The following is an 18976-nucleotide window of genomic DNA, read 5'->3' as shown; positions in this document are numbered from 1 at the left end:
AATATATAGACGAAAACTAGGATATATCTCCGAAAAGGCAATATATAGACGAAAACTAGGATATATCTCCGAAACCTGCAATATATCGACGAAAAACAGGATATATCTCCGAAGAACTGCAATATATCGACGAAAAACAGGATATATCTCCGAAACTTGAATTATATCGACGAAAATTAGAATATATCTCCGAAGAACTGCAATATATCGACGAAAACTTGCAATATATCTCCGAAACTGCAATATATCGACGAAAACTAGGATATATCTCCGAAATCTGCAATATATCTCCGAAACAACTCTAAATAATAAAAGTTGACAAACGGCAACCTGTAACTTATATTATTACATGTAAGTAATTCAATTACAATTAATGTTTCAAAAACAATATATAGGAGGAATATAAAATGAAAATCGGTATTATTGGTGCGAGCGGAAAAGCTGGAAGTCTGATTTTAAAGGAAGCATTGACTAGGGGACATGAAGTTACGGCCATTGTCAGGGATGAGGCCAAAGTCCAGATTCAAGGCGCAGCCGTACTGGAAAAAGACGTATTTGATCTGAAAGCAGGAGATATTAAAGAATTTGATGTGGTAGTGAATGCCTTTGGCGCTGCTCCAGGGAAAGAACAACTGCATGTCGAGGCAGGAAGAATCTTGATCGACGCAATGAAAGGTGCTCCACAAACTAAACTGATCGTTGTTGGCGGAGCTGGAAGCCTTTTCGTTGACGAGGCAAAAACGATCCGTGTGCTGGATACGCCTGAGTTCCCTAAAGAATACTTTGCAACAGCCTTTAACCAATCCAAGAACCTTGGAGATCTACAAAATGCCACTGGCATCCAATGGACGTTCATCAGTCCTTCCGCCTTCTTTGATCCGCAAGGAAATAGAACAGGCGGGTATAAACTGGGTAAAGACAACCTTCTGGTAAACTCAAAGGGTGATAGCTATGTAAGTTATGCCGATTTTGCCCTTGCAGTACTTGATGAAATTGAAAATCCGCAGCACATCAACCAACGCTTTACTGTTGTTGCCGAGGCTGAATAATTTGTAAGGTTTTAATGGACGTCGCTCCTTGTGGTGACGTCCATTTTTTTGCCTCCATTTAAATTTCATTCCGAGAGTTTTTGCTAAAAAATATTGACTGATGTCTCTTTCTTGCTGATAATATAGCAAGAAAGTCCTATGCACGGATTTTTTTTATTTATGATTACTGTTAGTTTTTGGTTAAAATACATAGATTCCCCAACGGGAACGAAGAGAGAAGGACAATGTGAAGATGGAGTGGAAATGTTCTTATGACTCATGGGTGAATTTCGAAGCCCTTGATAATGAAATGAAATCATTACTTAACGAGATGCAAGGTGATGATAAAAATATAGAAGATGCGTTTTATAAGAACTTGGAATTCGGCACAGGCGGTATGCGCGGGGAAATTGGGGCAGGTACCAATCGGATGAATCTATATACAGTCCGTAAAGCAACATTGGGATTAGCCCATTATCTGCAATCGATGGGTGATGAAGCAAAACGCAGAGGTGTCGCGATTGCCTACGATTCACGTTTTAAATCGCCTGAATTTGCCTTGGAGGCAGCCAAAACCCTGGCCACAGAAGGAATCAAGGCTTATCTATTCGATGAGTTAAGACCAACGCCTGAGTTATCCTTTGCCGTTCGTGAACTGAATGCCTATGCGGGGATCGTAATCACAGCAAGTCATAATCCCCCTGAATATAATGGATATAAAGTGTACGGGCCAGATGGTGCACAGCTTCCTCCGGCAACGGCTGATAAAGTGATTGAATTCGTGAATGCGATTGAAAACGAACTTGCCATTTCGGTAAAAGATGAAGAGACATTGAAGGAGCAAGGCCTCATCGAGATTGTTGGAGAGGAAATCGATGCCGCTTATAATGATAAATTGCTTACTGTGCCCGAAAACAAAGATCTAAGTGAAGAAGTTGATGTGACAGTAGTATTCACACCGCTTCATGGCACGGCAAATAAGTCTGTCAGACGGGCTTTGCAAGATCTAGGATACGACAAGGTACATGTTGTAAAAGAGCAGGAATTGCCTGATCCCAATTTTTCGACAGTTCAATCCCCGAACCCGGAAGAGCATGCAGCATTTGAAATGGCCATTGAATTAGGAAATGAGGTATCGGCAGACCTGTTGATCGCAACAGATCCGGATGCAGACCGACTCGGTATCGCCGTTAAAAATAAAGATGGCGAATATGTGGTGCTAACTGGTAATCAGACAGGTGCACTAATATTGGATTATCTTTTAAAAGAAAAGAAAGCGAAGGGCACTTTACCTCCCAACGGAGTTGTCTTAAAAACGATAGTAACTTCTGAAATCGGGCGCAGCATCGCAAAGGAATATGGTTTAGGGACCGTTGATGTATTGACGGGTTTTAAATTCATCGCTGAAAAGATCAATGAATATGAGGAAAGCGGTAAGCACAAGTTCTTATTTGGTTATGAAGAAAGTTATGGCTATTTAATCAAGGATTTTGCCCGTGATAAAGATGCGATTCAAGCGGCCGTTCTTGCGGTTGAGGTTTGTGCCTATTATAAAAAACAGGGCATGGACCTATATGAAGGATTGCTTACCATCTTTGAAAAGTACGGATATTACCTGGAGGGACTTCAGTCATTGACCTTAAAGGGGATTGAAGGCGCCGGGCAGATTCAAGGGATACTGAATCAGTTCCGTGAGGCTCCTCCAAAACAAATTGCCGGAAAAGCTGTAACGATGCAGGAGGATTATCAAAGCGGTGTGAAGCTGACGGTGGGCATCGATAAGGAAGAAGTCATTGATTTACCTAAATCAAATGTAATTAAATACTTTCTTGAAGATGGCACATGGGTATGCTTGCGGCCATCTGGTACAGAACCTAAAATCAAATTCTATTTCGGGATCCAAGGTGAAACGATGGAAGAAGCCGAGCTGAAATTGAAGCAGGTCATGAATGCTTTCATGGAAAATATTAATGAGATGATCAATAGCGCTAATTAATCAGGTCTTAGGACCTATTAGTCGTGTAATGGAAAAAAATAAGGCCTTTTCCTGAAATATCGGGGAAAGGCCTTATTTTTCTTAAGTAGAAAGCAGGATATTGCATTGGGTGGAAGTTTTAATTATGGATGCGTTTACAAATGAAGGGTATTTTTTCCGCTAATATATTTACAAAAAACGAGTCTATGTTACTATAAAAAGGGTGAATAAGTAAAATTTGTAGTTTTATATTAATATGAAGGAGTTACAAAGAATGAAAAAAGTTAAAAAGGCCATTATACCTGCAGCGGGATTGGGAACTAGATTTTTGCCCGCAACGAAGGCAATGCCTAAAGAAATGCTGCCAATAGTGGACAAACCAACTATTCAATATATTATAGAAGAAGCCGTGAGAGCGGGAATTGAAGATATAATCATTGTCACAGGAAAGAATAAACGAGCGATAGAAGATCATTTTGATAATGCATACGAACTAGAGAATAACTTAAGGGATAAAGGGAAATTCGATTTATTGGAGAAGGTGCAATACCCATCTAATTTAGCTAATATCCACTACATTAGGCAAAAAGAGCCGAGAGGACTCGGACATGCTGTTTGGTGTGCACGTAACTTTATTGGTGATGAGCCTTTTGCTGTCCTTTTAGGCGATGATATCGTAGAAAGCGATGTGCCCTCACTACGCCAATTAATCAACGAATACGATGCGACAGGTTCGTCCATCATTGGAGTGCAGCCGGTAAATGAGAACGAAACACATAGATATGGCATCATTGACCCGCTTATGCAAGAAGGCAGAAGATACGAAGTGAACCGTTTCGTTGAAAAACCAAAGCAAGGAACGGCACCATCCAATTTAGCCATCATGGGAAGGTACATACTGACTCCGGAAATATTCGATTTCCTAGCCAAGCAGGAAACAGGGGCTGGCGGTGAAATCCAGTTAACGGATGCCATCCAAAAACTGAATGAAATCCAAAAAGTCTTCGCTTACGATTTTGAAGGAAAACGCTTTGATGTCGGTGTTGTCGATGGCTTTGTGAAAACGACAATTGAATTTGCCCTGCAACGTCCAGATTTAAGAGACGACATCATAAAAGTAATGGAAAATATCCTCGAACTGTACAAGACAGTGGACAAATAAACTCTTACTGCCAAACATAATCATAATGAATTTATCAAGTTTTAATTTAATAGAGTAATTATTTATAAAAATCTCCAACTATTGATCATTCATAGTTGCTATTTTTGGTTAATGGAAGGCAAACATAATTTTGAATGGTGAATATAAATCCATAAAAGGGGATGCCTATTTAGTGAATAAGAAGGTAATAAAAAGAAAAGTCGATTTCCTCAAACAGCCTATCGCCAATTTCCTAATGAAGGAAAATCATCAGCGTGTAAATAGATATGCAAAGTATTATGAGAAATTAAGCGTACAAAAAAACACAATTCTATATGAGAGTCGTGATGGAAACAGTATGACTGACAGTCCATACGCGATGTTTAAATATATGCTGGAAAATCCAGACTATCAAGATTTTATGCACATTTGGTCCATCCAGGATTTCAGTGTCCTCTCAGGTGTAATAGCGAAGTATAAGGATATGCCGAATGTTCAATTTGTTCAACGTAATTCAAAGGAATATTTAAAGTGGTTGGCAACAAGTGAGTATTTAATCAATAACTCCACATTCCAGTCTTTCTTCATCCCTAAAAGCGATCAAATTTACATCAATACCTGGCATGGAACGCCCCTTAAGAATATGGGCTTTGATATACCCGGTAACCCATCGGTCTCCCAAAACGTTGTCAGGAACTTTTTAAGTGCAGATTTCATTTTGAGCCCTAATGCCCATACCACCAACATATTTACCCAAAGCTATAAGTTAAATGGATTGTATAAAGGTGAAATTATAGAAGAAGGATATCCGAGGATCGATTTGACGCTGAATACGAATCCGGGGGAGTATAAGGAATATCTAAGAACTCTAGGTTTGAAAATCAGTGATGCCAAGGAAAATATTTTATATGCCCCGACTTGGAAGGGGACGAATTTGGCCAAAGTAGATAACGATCTTCTTCAAATCATTGCAGATATTAATTATTTACAAAGTCAAATTGGTGAACAATATAACCTATTTATTAAGGTGCATCCATTTCTATATAAAGAGGCTGCCAAGCATTCGGAAATCAAGGATCGATTAATACCTGACCATGTCGATACAAATGAATTGCTTGCTGCAGTTGATTTGCTCATCACGGATTATTCCAGCATTTTCTTTGATTACCTTGTTACCGATAAGCCCATTCTATTTTACACATGGGATACGGACGTTTATGCAGAGCAAAGGGGACAATATCTCCAAAATGAGGAACTCCCGGGACCAATGCTTTTTAACTCAAAAGAATTGGCACTAGCCATTAAAGATATTAAAGATGTGAAATTGGGATATTCCGATAAATATAAAAAAATGCAGAAAAAATTCACTAACCATGAGGATGGAAAAGTAACAGAGAGAATAGTCAATCATATTTTCAATAAGTCTACGAAACAACTAAACACAATTACTGGGCTTGATTCCGCAAAGGAAAAAATATTAATTTATCCGGGCGGATTGAGGGATAACGGAATTACATCCTCTTTCCTTAACTTAATGAATAATATTGATTATGATAAATATGATGTCAGCTGTTTTACTGCCACTCCCCACTCGCACGAGGTTTTGAAAAACATGGGCAAGGTTAATAAGAATGTGCGCTTTCTATTCAAACCTGGCCTGCCTGTGTATAAATTTTTGGAAGTCTACAAAGACAAATTCATCCATAACAGAGGTGAAAGAGGTTTCTTAGGGAAGAAGCTTTACCCGGAAAATGCCTATATTAGAGAGCATGCACGTCTATTCGGTAAAACAAAGTTTGATTTTGTTATCGATTTTAGCGGTTATAGCCATTACTGGGCTAAATATCTGCTGGCGGCAGACGCAAAAAAGAAAGTTTGTTATATGCATAATGATTTGCTTTCTGATAGTGAGCGCATCATTAATGGAAAGAGACCTCACCGTATTAATTTAAGAGGGATTTTTTCGGTATACAATCGATTTGATAAACTGGTAAGTGTTTCTGAGGGAACGATGGAATTAAACCGAAAGAATCTATTGGAGTATGCAGACTACGATAAATTTGATTATGTAATGAATTCTATCAACCCGGATAAAATCCTTCAAATCGAGTCAAATGAATCTGAAGTTATCGAAAATGATGAAAAGGCATTGTTCACAGAAAACTTCAAAGCAAGGGCGATATTAAAGGATGTTAAGCATAATCAAGTTTGGAATACCCTTCCGGGAATTTCGAATGCCACTCAATTTCCACTGGAAGAACGATTTGAAGAAGCTGAAATCGTGATTTCTAGAAAAGCCTATGCTGATCAAAAGACTTTTTACAAATTCAGTCATAACAATCAAGTAATTGGCTGGATTAGTGAAGAAGCTGTGGAGCTGTTGCCAGACAGTATCATTTATGAAAAAGAAATCGATAAAATTGCGAGGTTAGTAAGACCTCGTTCGAACTATATTTGGTCCTTGCCATATAAGGTTGAAGGAACGTACAAAGTTTCCGGCAGTCATGATTTTAAAGGGATCATTGTAAAAGTCGATAGGGAAGCAAAAACCCAGCATTCGATTTATAGCAGAATATCTGTAAAAAACAAGATAATAGGCTGGATAGATAATTCAGCTTTAACCGTGCTTGAACATTGTACAATCAATGAAGACATGAGCATTAATGACAAGCTGCAAATCATGATGAAAAGAAAATATATAGTATCCAGAAACTATAAAAACAATAAAAAATTCATTGATAAGATTGAGAATAGAACGCTCAAGGAAATAAACACCGGTAATCAGAAGTACGGAAAGATAACTAACCCGGAAGACCATACAATCTGGACGAAGGCTTATCCGAACTACAAGGCTAAGAGAGTGAGCAAGGCAATCGATTTTGAAGGGCAAATCGTCAGAATCATAAAGTATAACAGAACCAACAAAGGCGGCTATTACCTTTTCGAAATCGATAATAAGAAAATTGGCTGGCTAAATACGGGGGCATTCGAAATCATTGAAGAGCCAATACTGTTAAAAGAACGTGAAGTGCGCGGAACTGCCGAAATTAACTTAGGCGATTATAATATTTGGGATAAGCCTTATGGGCTGCAAGATGCCATGGTCTTGGAAAATGGGCCAACTTTTAATGGCCGGATCGTGAAATTCGATAAAGAAGCGATTACTCAGCTTGGTACCTATGCCCATATATTATTGGACGGGATATCTATAGGTTGGATCGATAAACAGGCGTTAATCGTACAAGAGGTGCATGGATTGGAAGTGAATAATCAATTCGTTCCATATCCTGATGAAAATGATTTTAACTTTGTCAATATGGGAAGATTATCTCCTGAAAAAGGTCAAGATAATTTGATTCGTGCATTCGCAGGATTTCATGAGAAACACAAAAATAGTAAACTGTATATTTTAGGACAAGGACCTTTAAAGGAAGATTTGCAGGCAATCATTGATGAGTTGGACTTAAATCATTCCATTCATCTTTTGGGTCAGCTTGAAAATCCATTTTCGTTCATGGAAAAATGTGACTGCTTCGTTCTTTCCTCACATTATGAAGGGCAGCCTATGGTATTATTGGAGGCAATGACCTTAGGAATGAAAATCATGGCTACTGATATAGTGGCTAACCGAACCGTTTTGGAAAACGGTAAATATGGTTTACTTGTTGAAAATAGTATAGATGGACTGGAAAAGGGCTTATCTACTATGGTTAGTAATGATAATCCTAAACTAGTGAAGTTTGATTACACCCAATATAATGGATTGGCCATGGAAACTTTCAATAAATGCCTATAAAATGAGGGAGGTTCTTATAATTAGACCTCACACTAATGACATATATAGGTTGCGAGACTTGTTAATGATTCATTTAAGCTTAAAGTAAAAGGGGAAATTCTATATGATTTTGGTCGTTGGCGGTGCAGGATATATTGGAAGTCATCTTGTAAAAGAGTTAGTGAATACTGAAGAGGTAGTCATTCTGGATAATCTCTCAACCGGTTTTCGTTCGCTGGTCGATTCGAAGGCCATCTTGGTGGAAGGGAATTTAGGGGACGAAGCGGTTTTGAATGAAATATTCCTTAAATATCCCATTAAAGCTGTTATGCACTTTGCCGCTAATAGCTTGGTTGGTGAGTCTGTTCAAGATCCTTATAAATACTATGATAATAATGTAGGTGCAACTCTTACATTATTGAATACCATGCTCAAGCATGATGTTAAGAATTTCATTTTTTCATCAACGGCAGCTACATACGGGATACCGAATGTTGATATGATTGATGAAGATCAGCCAACAAATCCGATTAATCCATATGGTCGCTCGAAATTGATGGTAGAGCAGATCTTAGGAGACTTTGCAAAGGCATATGGACTCCATTATGTCGTCCTGCGTTACTTTAATGCGGCTGGTGCACATGCGTCGGCAGAAATCGGTGAAAGCCATGATCCGGAAACACACCTGATTCCGATCATTTTACAGCATTTATTAGGTCAACGTGAGAAGATTTCCGTGTTCGGTACGGACTATGACACAGAAGATGGCACTTGCATTCGTGATTATATTCATGTAACGGATTTAGCTCAAGCTCATATAATCGCGCTTCAAGCCCTATTATCCGGGAAGAAGGATACAGCCACCTACAATCTTGGGAATGGAAAAGGGTTTTCGGTTAAGGATGTAATCGACACTTGTGAAAAAGTCACAGGAGTGAAACCGACCATAGAGTATGCAGACCGTCGCCCTGGAGATCCAGCTCGCCTGGTTGCTTCGGCTAATAAGATATATCAAGAACTTGGATGGAAAGCATCGATAGATCTGGAAGAGATCATTGAAAGTGCGTGGAAATGGCATAAATCTCAAATGAAATAAAGGCCCCTTGGTGCTTGATAGTCGTTTCAGACTGTAGACAAACTCGAAGCAAAGCGAGTTTGCCTGCAGTTTTTTTATTTGAAAAAGGTTGCAGTTGATTTCAGAAATCCGCTCCCTTTCAGCCGACTGTCTGCCAAGCCTCATCAAAGCATGCGCCTGCGGGGTCTCGGCTAGCCATTAATTCGGCAGTGTCGCAAATTTCTTCAATCCATTGAGTTTTCATTTCATATAACACAGTGAAAATCAGGTAGTATAACCAAGTTATTTTAAAATCATGGTCCGCAGTTATTCGACCTACCGCGTACTTTATTCGACGGTCCCCGCAGTTATTCGACCGTTCACGAATTTATTCGACATTCTAAGCTTCCAGTGCTTTCTGGATTGATTTTTTCATGGCTTTTACAAAATTCTGGCGTGTTTCATCGGTTAATTCCAACAGGGAAAGATAGGGATTTAAATCTTCTAGTTCTACTAATAAAAGTTCACCTTGCTCATTCCGGCACGCATCAACGCGTTGGATGCCCCAATCAAGATTGTTCCATTCAATAAATCGTTTAGCAAAAGCCAGATCTGCTTCAGTAGGTACATATTCTTTTAATTCCCACCTTTTCTCTTTATCTGGCGCATAAAGGGCATACTGAAATTCCATATCGACAAAATAGAATGAGACCTCATATTCAAAGTTGATAAATGGCTGTACCAATGTGTTCTTTGATTCTGAATCCATTTTATCTCCCAATTCTTCTTTCGTGGCAAATTCCAAACCGATGGAATCCGCTCCATCTTTCGGCTTCACAATATACGTTTCCACATTTGGAAGTTTATTTAAAGATTCAAGTGTATCGATGGTCGGAATGACAGGGAATTGAGCATTCGTCAGTTCAATTAAGTATTCCTTCCCGTTCATATCAGCCTTTCCAACAAATGAATTGTACGTTTTCAAATAACCAGCAGCCACTCTATTACGGAATGCTAGATACTTATCTTTAAAATTCGCGACTGGACCTGCATTTCGAAATACGATTAGGTCAAAATCCTTTTCAAACGTTTCTATGTCTTCAGGATGGCAAATGACTAACTGAAAATCTTCTCTAAGCTTCGAGGTAAGGAACAAATCCTCCTCATAATAATTTCTTCCTTTTGCTTCATAGTATAAATCCGTTACGAATAATAGTGTCTGCATGACTCATGCACCTGCTTTCCCGTTATTTTCATTGATTAGGATAAAAAACAAAAAATCCCGTCTCATTAAGAGACGAGATTTGAACTCGCGGTACCACTCTTGTTTAATAAAATGCTACGAGAGCACATTACTACCCTTTACAAACGCACAATAATACTTTGTCCCATATAACGGGGGAAACCGGTAAAGCTTACTGGAGATTCGGCTTTACTTCTCAGGGATGATCTTCGGTTATATTCTGGACACTGGCTTTCAGCAAAGCGCCAGCTCTCTTTGGAACAGAAGCTATAACGTACTCCTTCCCTTCATGGAATTTTACAATTAGATGAATTTGAATAATTGTACAATAGTCAGAAAATAAAATCAATGGATGTTTCACTTAGATCACTGCGTCGCATACTATTTTTAATTTTACTAATTTGCCAGATATAATATCCGCTTGGAAGGGATTTTTAATGCTTTATAGAAAAAGTAAGCAGGGGGTGGGGATGTTGAATAATTCGTGGAATAAAGTGATTTATAAAGTTTGGTCGCCGATCTATGACAAAATCTTCAATTCGCATCTCTTTTTAGATGCCAGGAAAAGAATATTTGAAGAGATTCATTTTCAAGATCATGCAAAGGTTCTGTTTGTGGGCGTAGGTACTGGGGCCGATTTGGAGTTGATCAAAAACCTTGACCTGGAGATAACGGCGATAGACCTGTCAGCCGATATGCTAAATAAAGCGATGGAGAAATATGAAAATACAACAATAAATTTCATTGAGATGGATGCACAGCATATGGAATTCGATAATGAATCGTTTGACTATATAGTGGGAAGTTTGATTCTTTCCGTCGTACCTGATGCCAATGAATGCCTTCAGGAGATGGTCAGGGTTTTAAAAGGCGAGGGGAAAATCATACTATTCGATAAGTTTATTTCTAAAGATGAAGTGCTTTCACTACCCAAAAAGCTTCTGCGGCCCATCATTAGATTTTTAGGAACGGATATTGGCTTGCGGTTTGAAGACTTGTTCAGTAGACATGATAAGAATATGAAAATTGAAGAAGATCGACCGATCATGCTGAATGGAATGTATAGAAAGATAATCATCAGTAAACGGATGTAAGGGGAAGATGGCGGAAGCATGTTTCAGAAGTGGATTGGGAGTCGGATTCAAAGACATCAGGATACATCATAGAGCTGAGTTTTGTTGTTTGAAAGCGAACCTGACTCCTTTTTTTCTACGCTGACTAATGGGGGGCTGTTAAGCCTGATCCGCTGTAATGAGCATGTCATATTTGACATGCATATATAAAACCCATGTCTTCTCGAACGTGGATATTGAGCTGATCATCGGGTTATTAAGTAAGAATGGATCATACCATCAGAAGATAGCTTGAAGGCATCTTTGAAACCTTGAAATTTCAGTGACCATTATATATACAACAAGGTCCAATAGTGTCTGAACGTCATATGTAACGCATTTTTGATGCAGCTGTTACATAGGCATTAGCCGAAATCAGTATAATTAATTAGTGGGATACAATGGGAAGAGGTGATGGTTTTGTCGGAGACGATTACAACCTATGAAGATCTATTGAATATGCTGGACTCGCTATTGCGAGAGCCGACTGGATTCTGGAATGGTTTTTATGAAGACCGTGAAAAAGGTGTTCCCTTTTTCGGAAATTTTCCTGATGAGAATTTGGTTGCATATTTTGATAGTGGGTTAATTGGGCCAGGAAAGGTTCTTGAGCTTGGGTGCGGACCTGGAAGAAATGCCATTTATCTCGCTCAAAAGGGCTGTTCCGTTGATGCTGTGGATCTTTCGAAGGAGGCCCTTGAATGGGGAAAAGAACGAGTGGCAGATAAAAATGTGCACGTGAACTTCATTCAAAGCAATATATTTGATTTGGATATTGAGGAAGGGCAATATGACTTCGTGTATGATTCAGGTTGTTTTCACCATATTGCTCCACATCGTAGGATCAATTATTTGGAGATGGTGAAAAAGGCGTTAAGGCCTAAGGGGCTGTATTCGATTACTTGTTTTGTTGAAGGCGGCATATTGGGTGGTGCTGGCATTTCTGATTGGGAGGTATATAGGCAAAGAAGCCTCAAAGGCGGATTAGGTTTTACTGAAGAAAAACTCCGAATGATCTTCAAGGAATTTGAAGTGGTGGAAATACGTAAAATGAGGAAAATGGAACAAACGGATGAAGCCTTTGGGGTGCAAGGTTTATGGACGGCTTTATTTATGAAAAATTGATTCTCATAAGATAGGCGAAATGGGTTATAAACGGAGGATCTGGGGTCAGGTCTTTTTTGTTATAAAGAAAAGGAGGGATTTGTTAACAAAATATCAAAATGGTAAACTATAATAATAAAATGCTTTTTGGGTGAACGCAGATTTACCAGAATAATAGATGTAGGTTCTTGCAGATTTTTTTTGAAAAACAGTGGTTGTATGGTTTCAAAAACAGCTGAGAAGGTATATGGAAAGAGGGGACCATTGGGCATCAGGTCATGACATTTCATGTATTGAAGAGGTTATCTTCGATGCTTTTCCTTAGTTGGAAACGTTTAACTTTCAATACCTGACAATGCTGATTTCAGTATTTAGCTGCATTGGATTTATTGATTACTGAGACCAATTGGAATGCTATTTTATAAAAAAAAATAGGTGGAGAAACTTATGCACAGAAATAAAGAACTATATTCCTTTTTATTGGGTGTGGCAGGACAATTGACTGAGGATTGGTACGCAACATTGAATAAAAACGATAAGGCGGGTGTTTATAGTTCACCCGATCCCAAAGTGATCAAAAAACTTAAACAACAAAATAATGAATTCCATTTACGTTTCTTTCAGGTCTTTGATACAGAGGAAAGGGAATTCTTTAAGCATCTTGGTGAGTGGATTGAAGATATCGGTCAGGATGAGCAGCATTTAAAAACACCCATCTATTTTATATTGAGGGAGTTTTTTCGAACGCAAGAGCAATACCTGGATTATATTGACCGATTTGTAGGATTGCATAGAGATCAATATACCCAGGAAGAAATAAATTCCTGGTACCGGATAGTTGTGAAGGTGTTCAGTGAAGTGATGGAGAGGTTTACGGAAGCGAATCATAGATATGCCAATAAAATCATGAAAGCCCAACAAGCAACGATCGATGAATTGAGCACGCCCATCATTTCCCTTAAAGATAACATGGCGTTGCTTCCCCTGATAGGCGATATTGACACGACGAGGGGCATGTCCTTGCTTGAAAACACATTACAAAAGTGCGCTGAAAAAAATGTCACCAGGCTTTTCATTGACCTATCGGGCGTTCATGCAATAGATAGTGCATCCGCCCACAAGCTGTCACAATTGATTGAATCTTTACATTTGATCGGAATCCAAACAACCCTTTCAGGACTTCGGCCGGAAATAGCGATGACTGCCGTTAAGCTTCAACTGCCTTTTGATAAAGTGACGATAAAGTCCACTCTTGCCCAAGCGATCAGTACGATAAAATAATACATACATATCCAGGGCTGGGGATGCTCATTATAAATTTCATCGAGAAGACCGCCATATGGCGGTCTTCTCGCATGTATAAGTGATGCTGCAAAATGGGTACAGGGCTCCATAAAGCAAGAGCCGGAACCTGCTGGATCATTCAATATTGGCAAAGACTGCTAGATCTTCTTTATTGCCAACCACTAAAAGCATATCTTTTTCATGGATATCCTGGTCCGGTGAGGGTGCAATGATAATTTCTCCATTACTCACGATGGCAATGACGCTGATATTATATTTTGCACGCAAATCAAGCTCTCTGAGGCTTTTTCCCTTCATGCTCATGGGGAGGATGATTTCCTCGATATTGTATTCTTTGGAGAGCTCTATATAGTTCAGCATGTTAGGGGATAGGAGCTGATTCGCGACCCGTTCCCCCATATCCCTCTCAGGATAGATGACCCAGTCAGCACCGACTTTAGTGAGAACCTGACCGTGATTTTTATTGAGTGCTTTGGCAATGACCTTTTCGACCCCAAGCTCTTTTAAAAGCAAGGTAGTTAAAATGCTCGATTGCATGTCATTTCCGATGGCTACGATGACACAATCGAAATTACGGATTCCAATTGATTTCAATGTTTCTTCTTCAGTCGTATCCGCCATGACTGCATGGGTAACGCTCAGTTCCGCATTCTCGACTCTTTCCTCGTTGACATCAATACCTAATACCTCTTGGCCGGCCGTATATAATCTATGGGCCACACTGGTTCCGAACCTGCCTAAACCGATCACGGCATATTGTCGTTTTCCCATCTTTTACACCCCTTCATTAATGATTAACCAATCATGATTTTCCCTTTTGGACGGCGGAATGGATCTGGTTTGCGCCTCATAGCGATAGCAAAGGCTAAAGTCAAAGGACCCACACGGCCTGCAAACATCGTGAAAATGATGAGCATCCGGCCAACTGGTGATAATTCTGGGGTCAAACCCATTGAAAGTCCCACGGTGGCAAATGCTGAAGTGGCTTCGAATAAAATCATCAAGAAGTCAGTTCCGCTTTCAGTGATGGTCAGCAGAATGGAGATGATTGAAACCATGAATGCGCCAATGAATGTAACGGATAATGCTTTAAAGATCGTTTCACTCACAATGCGGTGACGGAATAATACCACATCACCCTTTCCTTTAATCTGTGACCAAACCGTTCCAACAAGCGTCGCCAATGTAGTCGTTTTAATCCCGCCGCCAGTCGATCCGGGTGAAGCCCCAACGAACATCAAGAAAATGATGAGCAGTAATGTAGGCTGAGTTAGATCAGGGATATTCAGCGTATTGGAGCCTGCCGTCCGTGGTGAAACCGATTGAAATAGAGATGACAGCATTTTACACATGAAAGATAAAGGCTGCAATGTCTTGGCATTGCCGAACTCGAATAAAAAGATTAAAATTGCGCCGGCAATCGTAAGGGTCAAGCTAGTCGTCAGAACTATCTTCGTATGTACGGATAAACGATGGGTATTCCGATATTCGTATAGTTCATTCATCACAATAAAACCTATCCCGCCAAACGTGATGAGCAAGGCGACGGTAAGGGTTACGAATGGATCCGATACATAAGGGGTCAAACTCCTGAATTCCCCCATTAAATCAAAGCCGGCATTATTGAAATTCGAAATGGAATGAAAAAAACCGTAATAGACTGCCTGACCGATTGGCATGTCAAAAGAAAAGCGAATCGATAAGATAAGGGCACCCAAGCCTTCAATGATCGCCGTGAAAATTAAAAGCCGCTTGACTAATTTGACTACACCCGCCATGGATAGATTATTTAAGGACTCCTGCAGAACTAATCTGCCTTTTAAAGAAATCTTTTTGCCTAATAATAAAAAGAAAAACGTCGCAAATGTCATGAAACCTAAGCCGCCTACCTGAATCAGTGTTAAGATGACCAACTCCCCAAAAGTGGTGAAGGTCGTTCCCGTATCGACTACGACCAGTCCTGTTACACATGTAGCGGAAGTCGATGTGAATAAAGCATCCAGAAAAGAAAGACCATTCCCATTTTCTGTGGAAATCGGCAAGGTCAATGAATAGGCCCCAATAAGTATCAGGATGGCAAAGCCGAGTACAAGTATTTTTGGCGGATCCAATTTTGTCATTTTCAAATGATCATCCCTACCCATAAAAATATTGTGTAATACTGTATGATATTTTAATCATCAATCCTCTTTCGGAATCTTTTTAAACGCATAATAAAAAGACCTGCGAAAACATCGAGCAGCTATTTTGCTACAAAAAAAGCAAAAAAGCTCCCGAAATAGGCGGTCTTATGACCTCCTTCGCTTTAGCCGACGAAGTTAGCTGACGGGTAGGATGGCGAAAGAGCTGATCTCATCCCTTCTGCAAGGCAGAATTAACCCCAAATGATTGGGTCCTCCGTACTCAATTCCCTTGAGTTTAGGCCGAAATGCATTAAATTGATAAACGTATTCTACTCCCAACATTTAGCAGTTGTAAACCCCTAAATTGTAAAAAAATATTTCTTTAACAAAACTGAAAATTTACGTTTTATTTACATTTTAAAAACGTATTGACAAATATTAGTTAGCACATTATGATAGGTTCGATTAAGCCGATTATGATAACCAGCATCGATGTACTTTATTCAATACTTTCAAGCAGAACATGTCATTGCCAATCAAAATTTCTAATATATAAATTATGTTTATTTTGTGAATTATAAAGAAAAAAAGCATTGCATTCGTATTTAAAAAATTCAATACATTTTATTAAAAAGGCGGGCAATTATGGAGAAGACGTTCAATAGATATGTTATTAATGCTACAGGCAAGGGTGGCCAGACATATTTAACACAATGCCAGGATAAAGATGCACTAAGGAAATGGATAGCCGATCATGAGGATCAAATCATCATGAATGAATTAAGGATAACGGATAAGAAAAAGAATCCGTTTTTAAAATTGTTTTCCCTAAGGTAAATTAACTGAATCCAACATTCATTAGCGGTATTCAATTATGTAATCCCTGTGTTCTATCCAGGAACGCTGAGCGAAAAATCCATATCTTGTTTTGCTTTGAAACTCATTTATTTTGAATGGGTTTTTTTGTGTTATTTACAATATTAATCCACTGATGTTAAAATTTGTAATAGTTAATGTGGACGTAAAGAGGAGAAAAGTAAATGAAATAACCACTTTCCAAAAGAGCCCCGAAAGCAGCAGAGTATAGGAAAGGGATGTATGGTGACACGCAGGGGTGGCACCGCAAATTGATCTCGTCCCGAGACGCATTACTTGGGGACGGTTTTTTTTATTCTTTACGGTCAAGGGAGGAGAAGCGATGACATTACGAAATATATTAGTATCCTGGAAATATCCTTCCATTCTATTGTGTGGGATTGGTATCTCCAACTTCGGTTCTTGGGTTTATTTCATTGCACTTAATTTAATCGTTCTCGATATGACCGATTCAGCCTTGGCGGTAGCTGGACTTTATATCGTTAAACCGATGGCTGCCATATTTACGAATGTGTGGGCAGGCAGCGTGATTGACCGGATAAATAAGCGGAATCTAATGGTTGCACTTGATCTATTTCGAATGGTATTCATAGCCTTGCTGCCATTGACTTCTTCTATATGGATCATCTATTCCCTTGTCTTCGTGATCAATATGGCAGGGGCCATGTTCGTAACAACATCAAGGTCGTATATTACAAAATTAATACCCGTTGAACAGAGGAAACGATTTAACTCATTACGAAGCTTAATGGATTCTGGAGCTTTTTTGATTGGACCAGCGCTAGCGGGTATCCTTTTCTTAATCGGTACACCCGTTTTAGCGATTTATATTAACTCGGCTGCCTTATTATTATCCGGTATCATCACTCTATTTATGCCTAATCTTGAAAAGGATCATTCCCTTGAACAATCCAGTCATTACCTGTCTTGGACCATCATGAAAAAGGATTGGGGAATCGTCCTGGACTTCAGCCGGAAATCTTCCTATATCATGCTCATTTATTTCTTATTCAGCTGCATGGTGGTGATGGAAACGGCCATTGATTCCCAAGAAGCGGCGTTTGCCAAGGCGGTACTCTTTTTGTCAGACAGCGATTACGGATTCCTTGTAAGCATCGCCGGGGCAGGTATCATTGCGGGTGCCATAGTCAATGCCGTATTCATCAGTAAAGTGCAAATTTCGTACCTGATTGGTCTTGGATCTTTATTTGTCTCGATAGGTTATATGATTTATGCCTTTTCGAATTCCTTTTCACTGGCCGCCATCGGATTCTTCATCATTGCCTTTTCACTGGCTTTTGCCAACACAGGCTTTCAAACCTTTTATCAAAATAATATTCCAGTGGAAATCATGGGCAGGGTCGGCAGTATTTTTGGCTTGTTAGAAGCTTTATTGATTATCTGTACAACCGCAATTGTTGGTGTTTCAGCTCATTTCATTTCGATTAGGTTCGTGGTGATTTCAGGTTCCATGATCATGCTCGCTTTATCAATTTTATTGTCGATGCTTAGTATGAAGGCATCGAAGAGTAGGTATTATTCCGTTGGTAATGTAGAGGTGAAAGCGGGGGAAAAGATGTAATCCAATTTAAAGGCATGTTGATGGAACATGCCTTTACTGAATTGTTCATTGAATGAAAGTGCGCAATTGGCTGATGAAGTTCAAGATTTGAAAATGAATTTTCGCCATCTCTTCTGCCGTTTGCTCTTCACAATTCTCCAGCCACTCCTGAATCACTCCTAAAATCGCCGATGTCAGGAAGGCGTGCATATACATGCGGAACGCTTCATTTTCAGCTGCTGGATGCAGACTGATCAAACGCTCCAACAGTACTTCACCGAATACGCGCTTTATTTTTTTGGCAAAAGAAGGATCTCCCTGATCACCAAGAATGGCCCTTAATGCGTGAGCATGTTCACTGATGAATTGAAAAATCTCTACAAAGGGCGGGTATAGTTGTTGTTGATGAAGAGCCAAAAAAGCCTCTTTCGGCAAAATGGCAGTAATGCGAGTTTGAAGTTCATTTAACAATTCCTGCTGTACGTGATCCATCAATTCATATTTATCTGCGTAATGCAAATAGAATGTGCCCCGATTAATGTTGGCTCGCTCTGCAATTTTCTTTACTGATACATGTGAGAACCCCTCTGCTTCAACGAGTGCAATAAAATGATGTTGTATATGCATTTTCGTCTTTTGTACCATATCCTCATGAATCGATGCCATGGAATGTCTCCTT

General features: G+C 39.4%; 14 protein-coding genes, 1 riboswitch and 1 other annotated feature. Of the genes, 10 read left to right on the top strand and 4 right to left on the bottom strand.

What is annotated here, in order from left to right; genetic code table 11:
• The first annotated feature begins 407 nt into the window (after window positions 1-407).
• From NYE63_RS24860 to galE, 5 genes are all read left to right on the top strand, one after another.
• A complete protein-coding gene (locus NYE63_RS24860) occupies window positions 408-1049 on the top strand; it encodes an NAD(P)-dependent oxidoreductase (protein WP_342603183.1) in 642 nt (213 codons plus the stop codon).
• Window positions 1050-1281: 232 nt separating this feature from the next.
• A complete protein-coding gene (locus NYE63_RS24855) occupies window positions 1282-3024 on the top strand; it encodes a phospho-sugar mutase (RefSeq protein ID WP_342603182.1) in 1743 nt (580 codons plus the stop codon).
• A gap of 253 nt (window positions 3025-3277) precedes the next feature.
• The gene (galU, locus tag NYE63_RS24850) at window positions 3278-4165 is read left to right on the top strand and encodes a UTP--glucose-1-phosphate uridylyltransferase GalU (protein ID WP_342603181.1); all 888 of its coding nucleotides are present in this window, start codon (window positions 3278-3280) and stop codon (window positions 4163-4165) included.
• Window positions 4166-4337: 172 nt separating this feature from the next.
• Window positions 4338-7940, top strand: coding sequence for a CDP-glycerol glycerophosphotransferase family protein (locus NYE63_RS24845; protein WP_342603180.1), 3603 nt, complete (start codon window positions 4338-4340; stop codon window positions 7938-7940).
• A gap of 103 nt (window positions 7941-8043) precedes the next feature.
• Entirely contained in the window at window positions 8044-9015 is a 972-nt protein-coding gene (galE, locus tag NYE63_RS24840; RefSeq protein WP_342603179.1) for a UDP-glucose 4-epimerase GalE, read from the top strand.
• Window positions 9016-9373: 358 nt separating this feature from the next.
• On the opposite strand, the gene NYE63_RS24835 is transcribed toward galE, so the two are convergent.
• On the bottom strand, window positions 9374-10198 hold the full coding sequence (locus NYE63_RS24835; protein WP_342603178.1) for a hypothetical protein: 825 nt from the start codon (window positions 10196-10198) through the stop codon (window positions 9374-9376).
• 65 nt (window positions 10199-10263) lie between these two features.
• Window positions 10264-10516 (bottom strand) — a binding site (T-box leader).
• Window positions 10517-10689: 173 nt separating this feature from the next.
• On the opposite strand from NYE63_RS24835, the gene NYE63_RS24830 reads away from it, so the two are divergent.
• The 3 genes from NYE63_RS24830 to NYE63_RS24820 all read left to right on the top strand — a co-directional run bounded on the left by NYE63_RS24830 (window position 10690) and on the right by NYE63_RS24820 (window position 13713).
• Window positions 10690-11310, top strand: a complete 621-nt coding sequence (locus tag NYE63_RS24830) for a class I SAM-dependent methyltransferase (RefSeq protein WP_342603177.1) — start codon at window positions 10690-10692, stop codon at window positions 11308-11310.
• 438 nt (window positions 11311-11748) lie between these two features.
• Window positions 11749-12453 carry a class I SAM-dependent methyltransferase gene (locus NYE63_RS24825; protein ID WP_342603176.1) on the top strand — a complete coding sequence of 235 codons (705 nt, stop codon included), beginning with the start codon at window positions 11749-11751 and terminating at the stop codon, window positions 12451-12453.
• A 426-nt stretch (window positions 12454-12879) separates the two neighbouring features.
• Window positions 12880-13713, top strand: a complete 834-nt coding sequence (locus NYE63_RS24820) for an STAS domain-containing protein (protein ID WP_342603175.1) — start codon at window positions 12880-12882, stop codon at window positions 13711-13713.
• A gap of 138 nt (window positions 13714-13851) precedes the next feature.
• Here NYE63_RS24820 and NYE63_RS24815 read toward each other — a convergent pair whose 3' ends face one another.
• Window positions 13852-14508, bottom strand: a complete 657-nt coding sequence (locus tag NYE63_RS24815; RefSeq protein WP_342603174.1) for a TrkA family potassium uptake protein — start codon at window positions 14506-14508, stop codon at window positions 13852-13854.
• 23 nt (window positions 14509-14531) lie between these two features.
• Window positions 14532-15857, bottom strand: coding sequence for a TrkH family potassium uptake protein (locus NYE63_RS24810; RefSeq protein WP_342603173.1), 1326 nt, complete (start codon window positions 15855-15857; stop codon window positions 14532-14534).
• Between the two features lie 172 nt (window positions 15858-16029).
• A riboswitch (cyclic di-AMP (ydaO/yuaA leader) is annotated at window positions 16030-16172 on the bottom strand.
• Between the two features lie 333 nt (window positions 16173-16505).
• Here NYE63_RS24810 and NYE63_RS24805 point away from each other — a divergent pair.
• Both NYE63_RS24805 and NYE63_RS24800 read left to right on the top strand, forming a co-directional pair.
• Window positions 16506-16697, top strand: a complete 192-nt coding sequence (locus NYE63_RS24805; protein WP_063236327.1) for a hypothetical protein — start codon at window positions 16506-16508, stop codon at window positions 16695-16697.
• A 361-nt stretch (window positions 16698-17058) separates the two neighbouring features.
• The gene (locus tag NYE63_RS24800; RefSeq protein ID WP_342603172.1) at window positions 17059-18318 is read left to right on the top strand and encodes an MFS transporter; all 1260 of its coding nucleotides are present in this window, start codon (window positions 17059-17061) and stop codon (window positions 18316-18318) included.
• A 45-nt stretch (window positions 18319-18363) separates the two neighbouring features.
• On the opposite strand, the gene NYE63_RS24795 is transcribed toward NYE63_RS24800, so the two are convergent.
• On the bottom strand, window positions 18364-18963 hold the full coding sequence (locus NYE63_RS24795) for a TetR/AcrR family transcriptional regulator C-terminal domain-containing protein (RefSeq protein WP_342603171.1): 600 nt from the start codon (window positions 18961-18963) through the stop codon (window positions 18364-18366).
• Window positions 18964-18976: the final 13 nt, after the last annotated feature.

Origin of the sequence: Peribacillus sp. FSL E2-0159, from assembly GCF_038643155.1 — a bacterium.
In the GTDB taxonomy this organism is placed as follows: Bacteria; Bacillota; Bacilli; order Bacillales; family DSM-1321; genus Peribacillus; species Peribacillus simplex.
This window is presented reverse-complemented; position numbering and strand designations above follow the sequence as displayed.

Excerpts from the sequence above, each read along its gene's own strand:
- galE (WP_342603179.1), top strand. The coding sequence starts at position 8,044 with ATGATTTTGGTCGTTGGCGGTGCAGGATATATTGGAAGTCATCTTGTA.
- NYE63_RS24805 (WP_063236327.1), top strand. The coding sequence starts at position 16,506 with ATGGAGAAGACGTTCAATAGATATGTTATTAATGCTACAGGCAAGGGT.
- NYE63_RS24795 (WP_342603171.1), bottom strand. The coding sequence starts at position 18,963 with ATGGCATCGATTCATGAGGATATGGTACAAAAGACGAAAATGCATATA.
- NYE63_RS24815 (WP_342603174.1), bottom strand. The coding sequence starts at position 14,508 with ATGGGAAAACGACAATATGCCGTGATCGGTTTAGGCAGGTTCGGAACC.
- NYE63_RS24820 (WP_342603175.1), top strand. The coding sequence starts at position 12,880 with ATGCACAGAAATAAAGAACTATATTCCTTTTTATTGGGTGTGGCAGGA.
- NYE63_RS24860 (WP_342603183.1), top strand. The coding sequence starts at position 408 with ATGAAAATCGGTATTATTGGTGCGAGCGGAAAAGCTGGAAGTCTGATT.
- NYE63_RS24810 (WP_342603173.1), bottom strand. The coding sequence starts at position 15,857 with ATGACAAAATTGGATCCGCCAAAAATACTTGTACTCGGCTTTGCCATC.
- NYE63_RS24835 (WP_342603178.1), bottom strand. The coding sequence starts at position 10,198 with ATGCAGACACTATTATTCGTAACGGATTTATACTATGAAGCAAAAGGA.
- galU (WP_342603181.1), top strand. The coding sequence starts at position 3,278 with ATGAAAAAAGTTAAAAAGGCCATTATACCTGCAGCGGGATTGGGAACT.
- NYE63_RS24855 (WP_342603182.1), top strand. The coding sequence starts at position 1,282 with ATGGAGTGGAAATGTTCTTATGACTCATGGGTGAATTTCGAAGCCCTT.
- NYE63_RS24800 (WP_342603172.1), top strand. The coding sequence starts at position 17,059 with ATGACATTACGAAATATATTAGTATCCTGGAAATATCCTTCCATTCTA.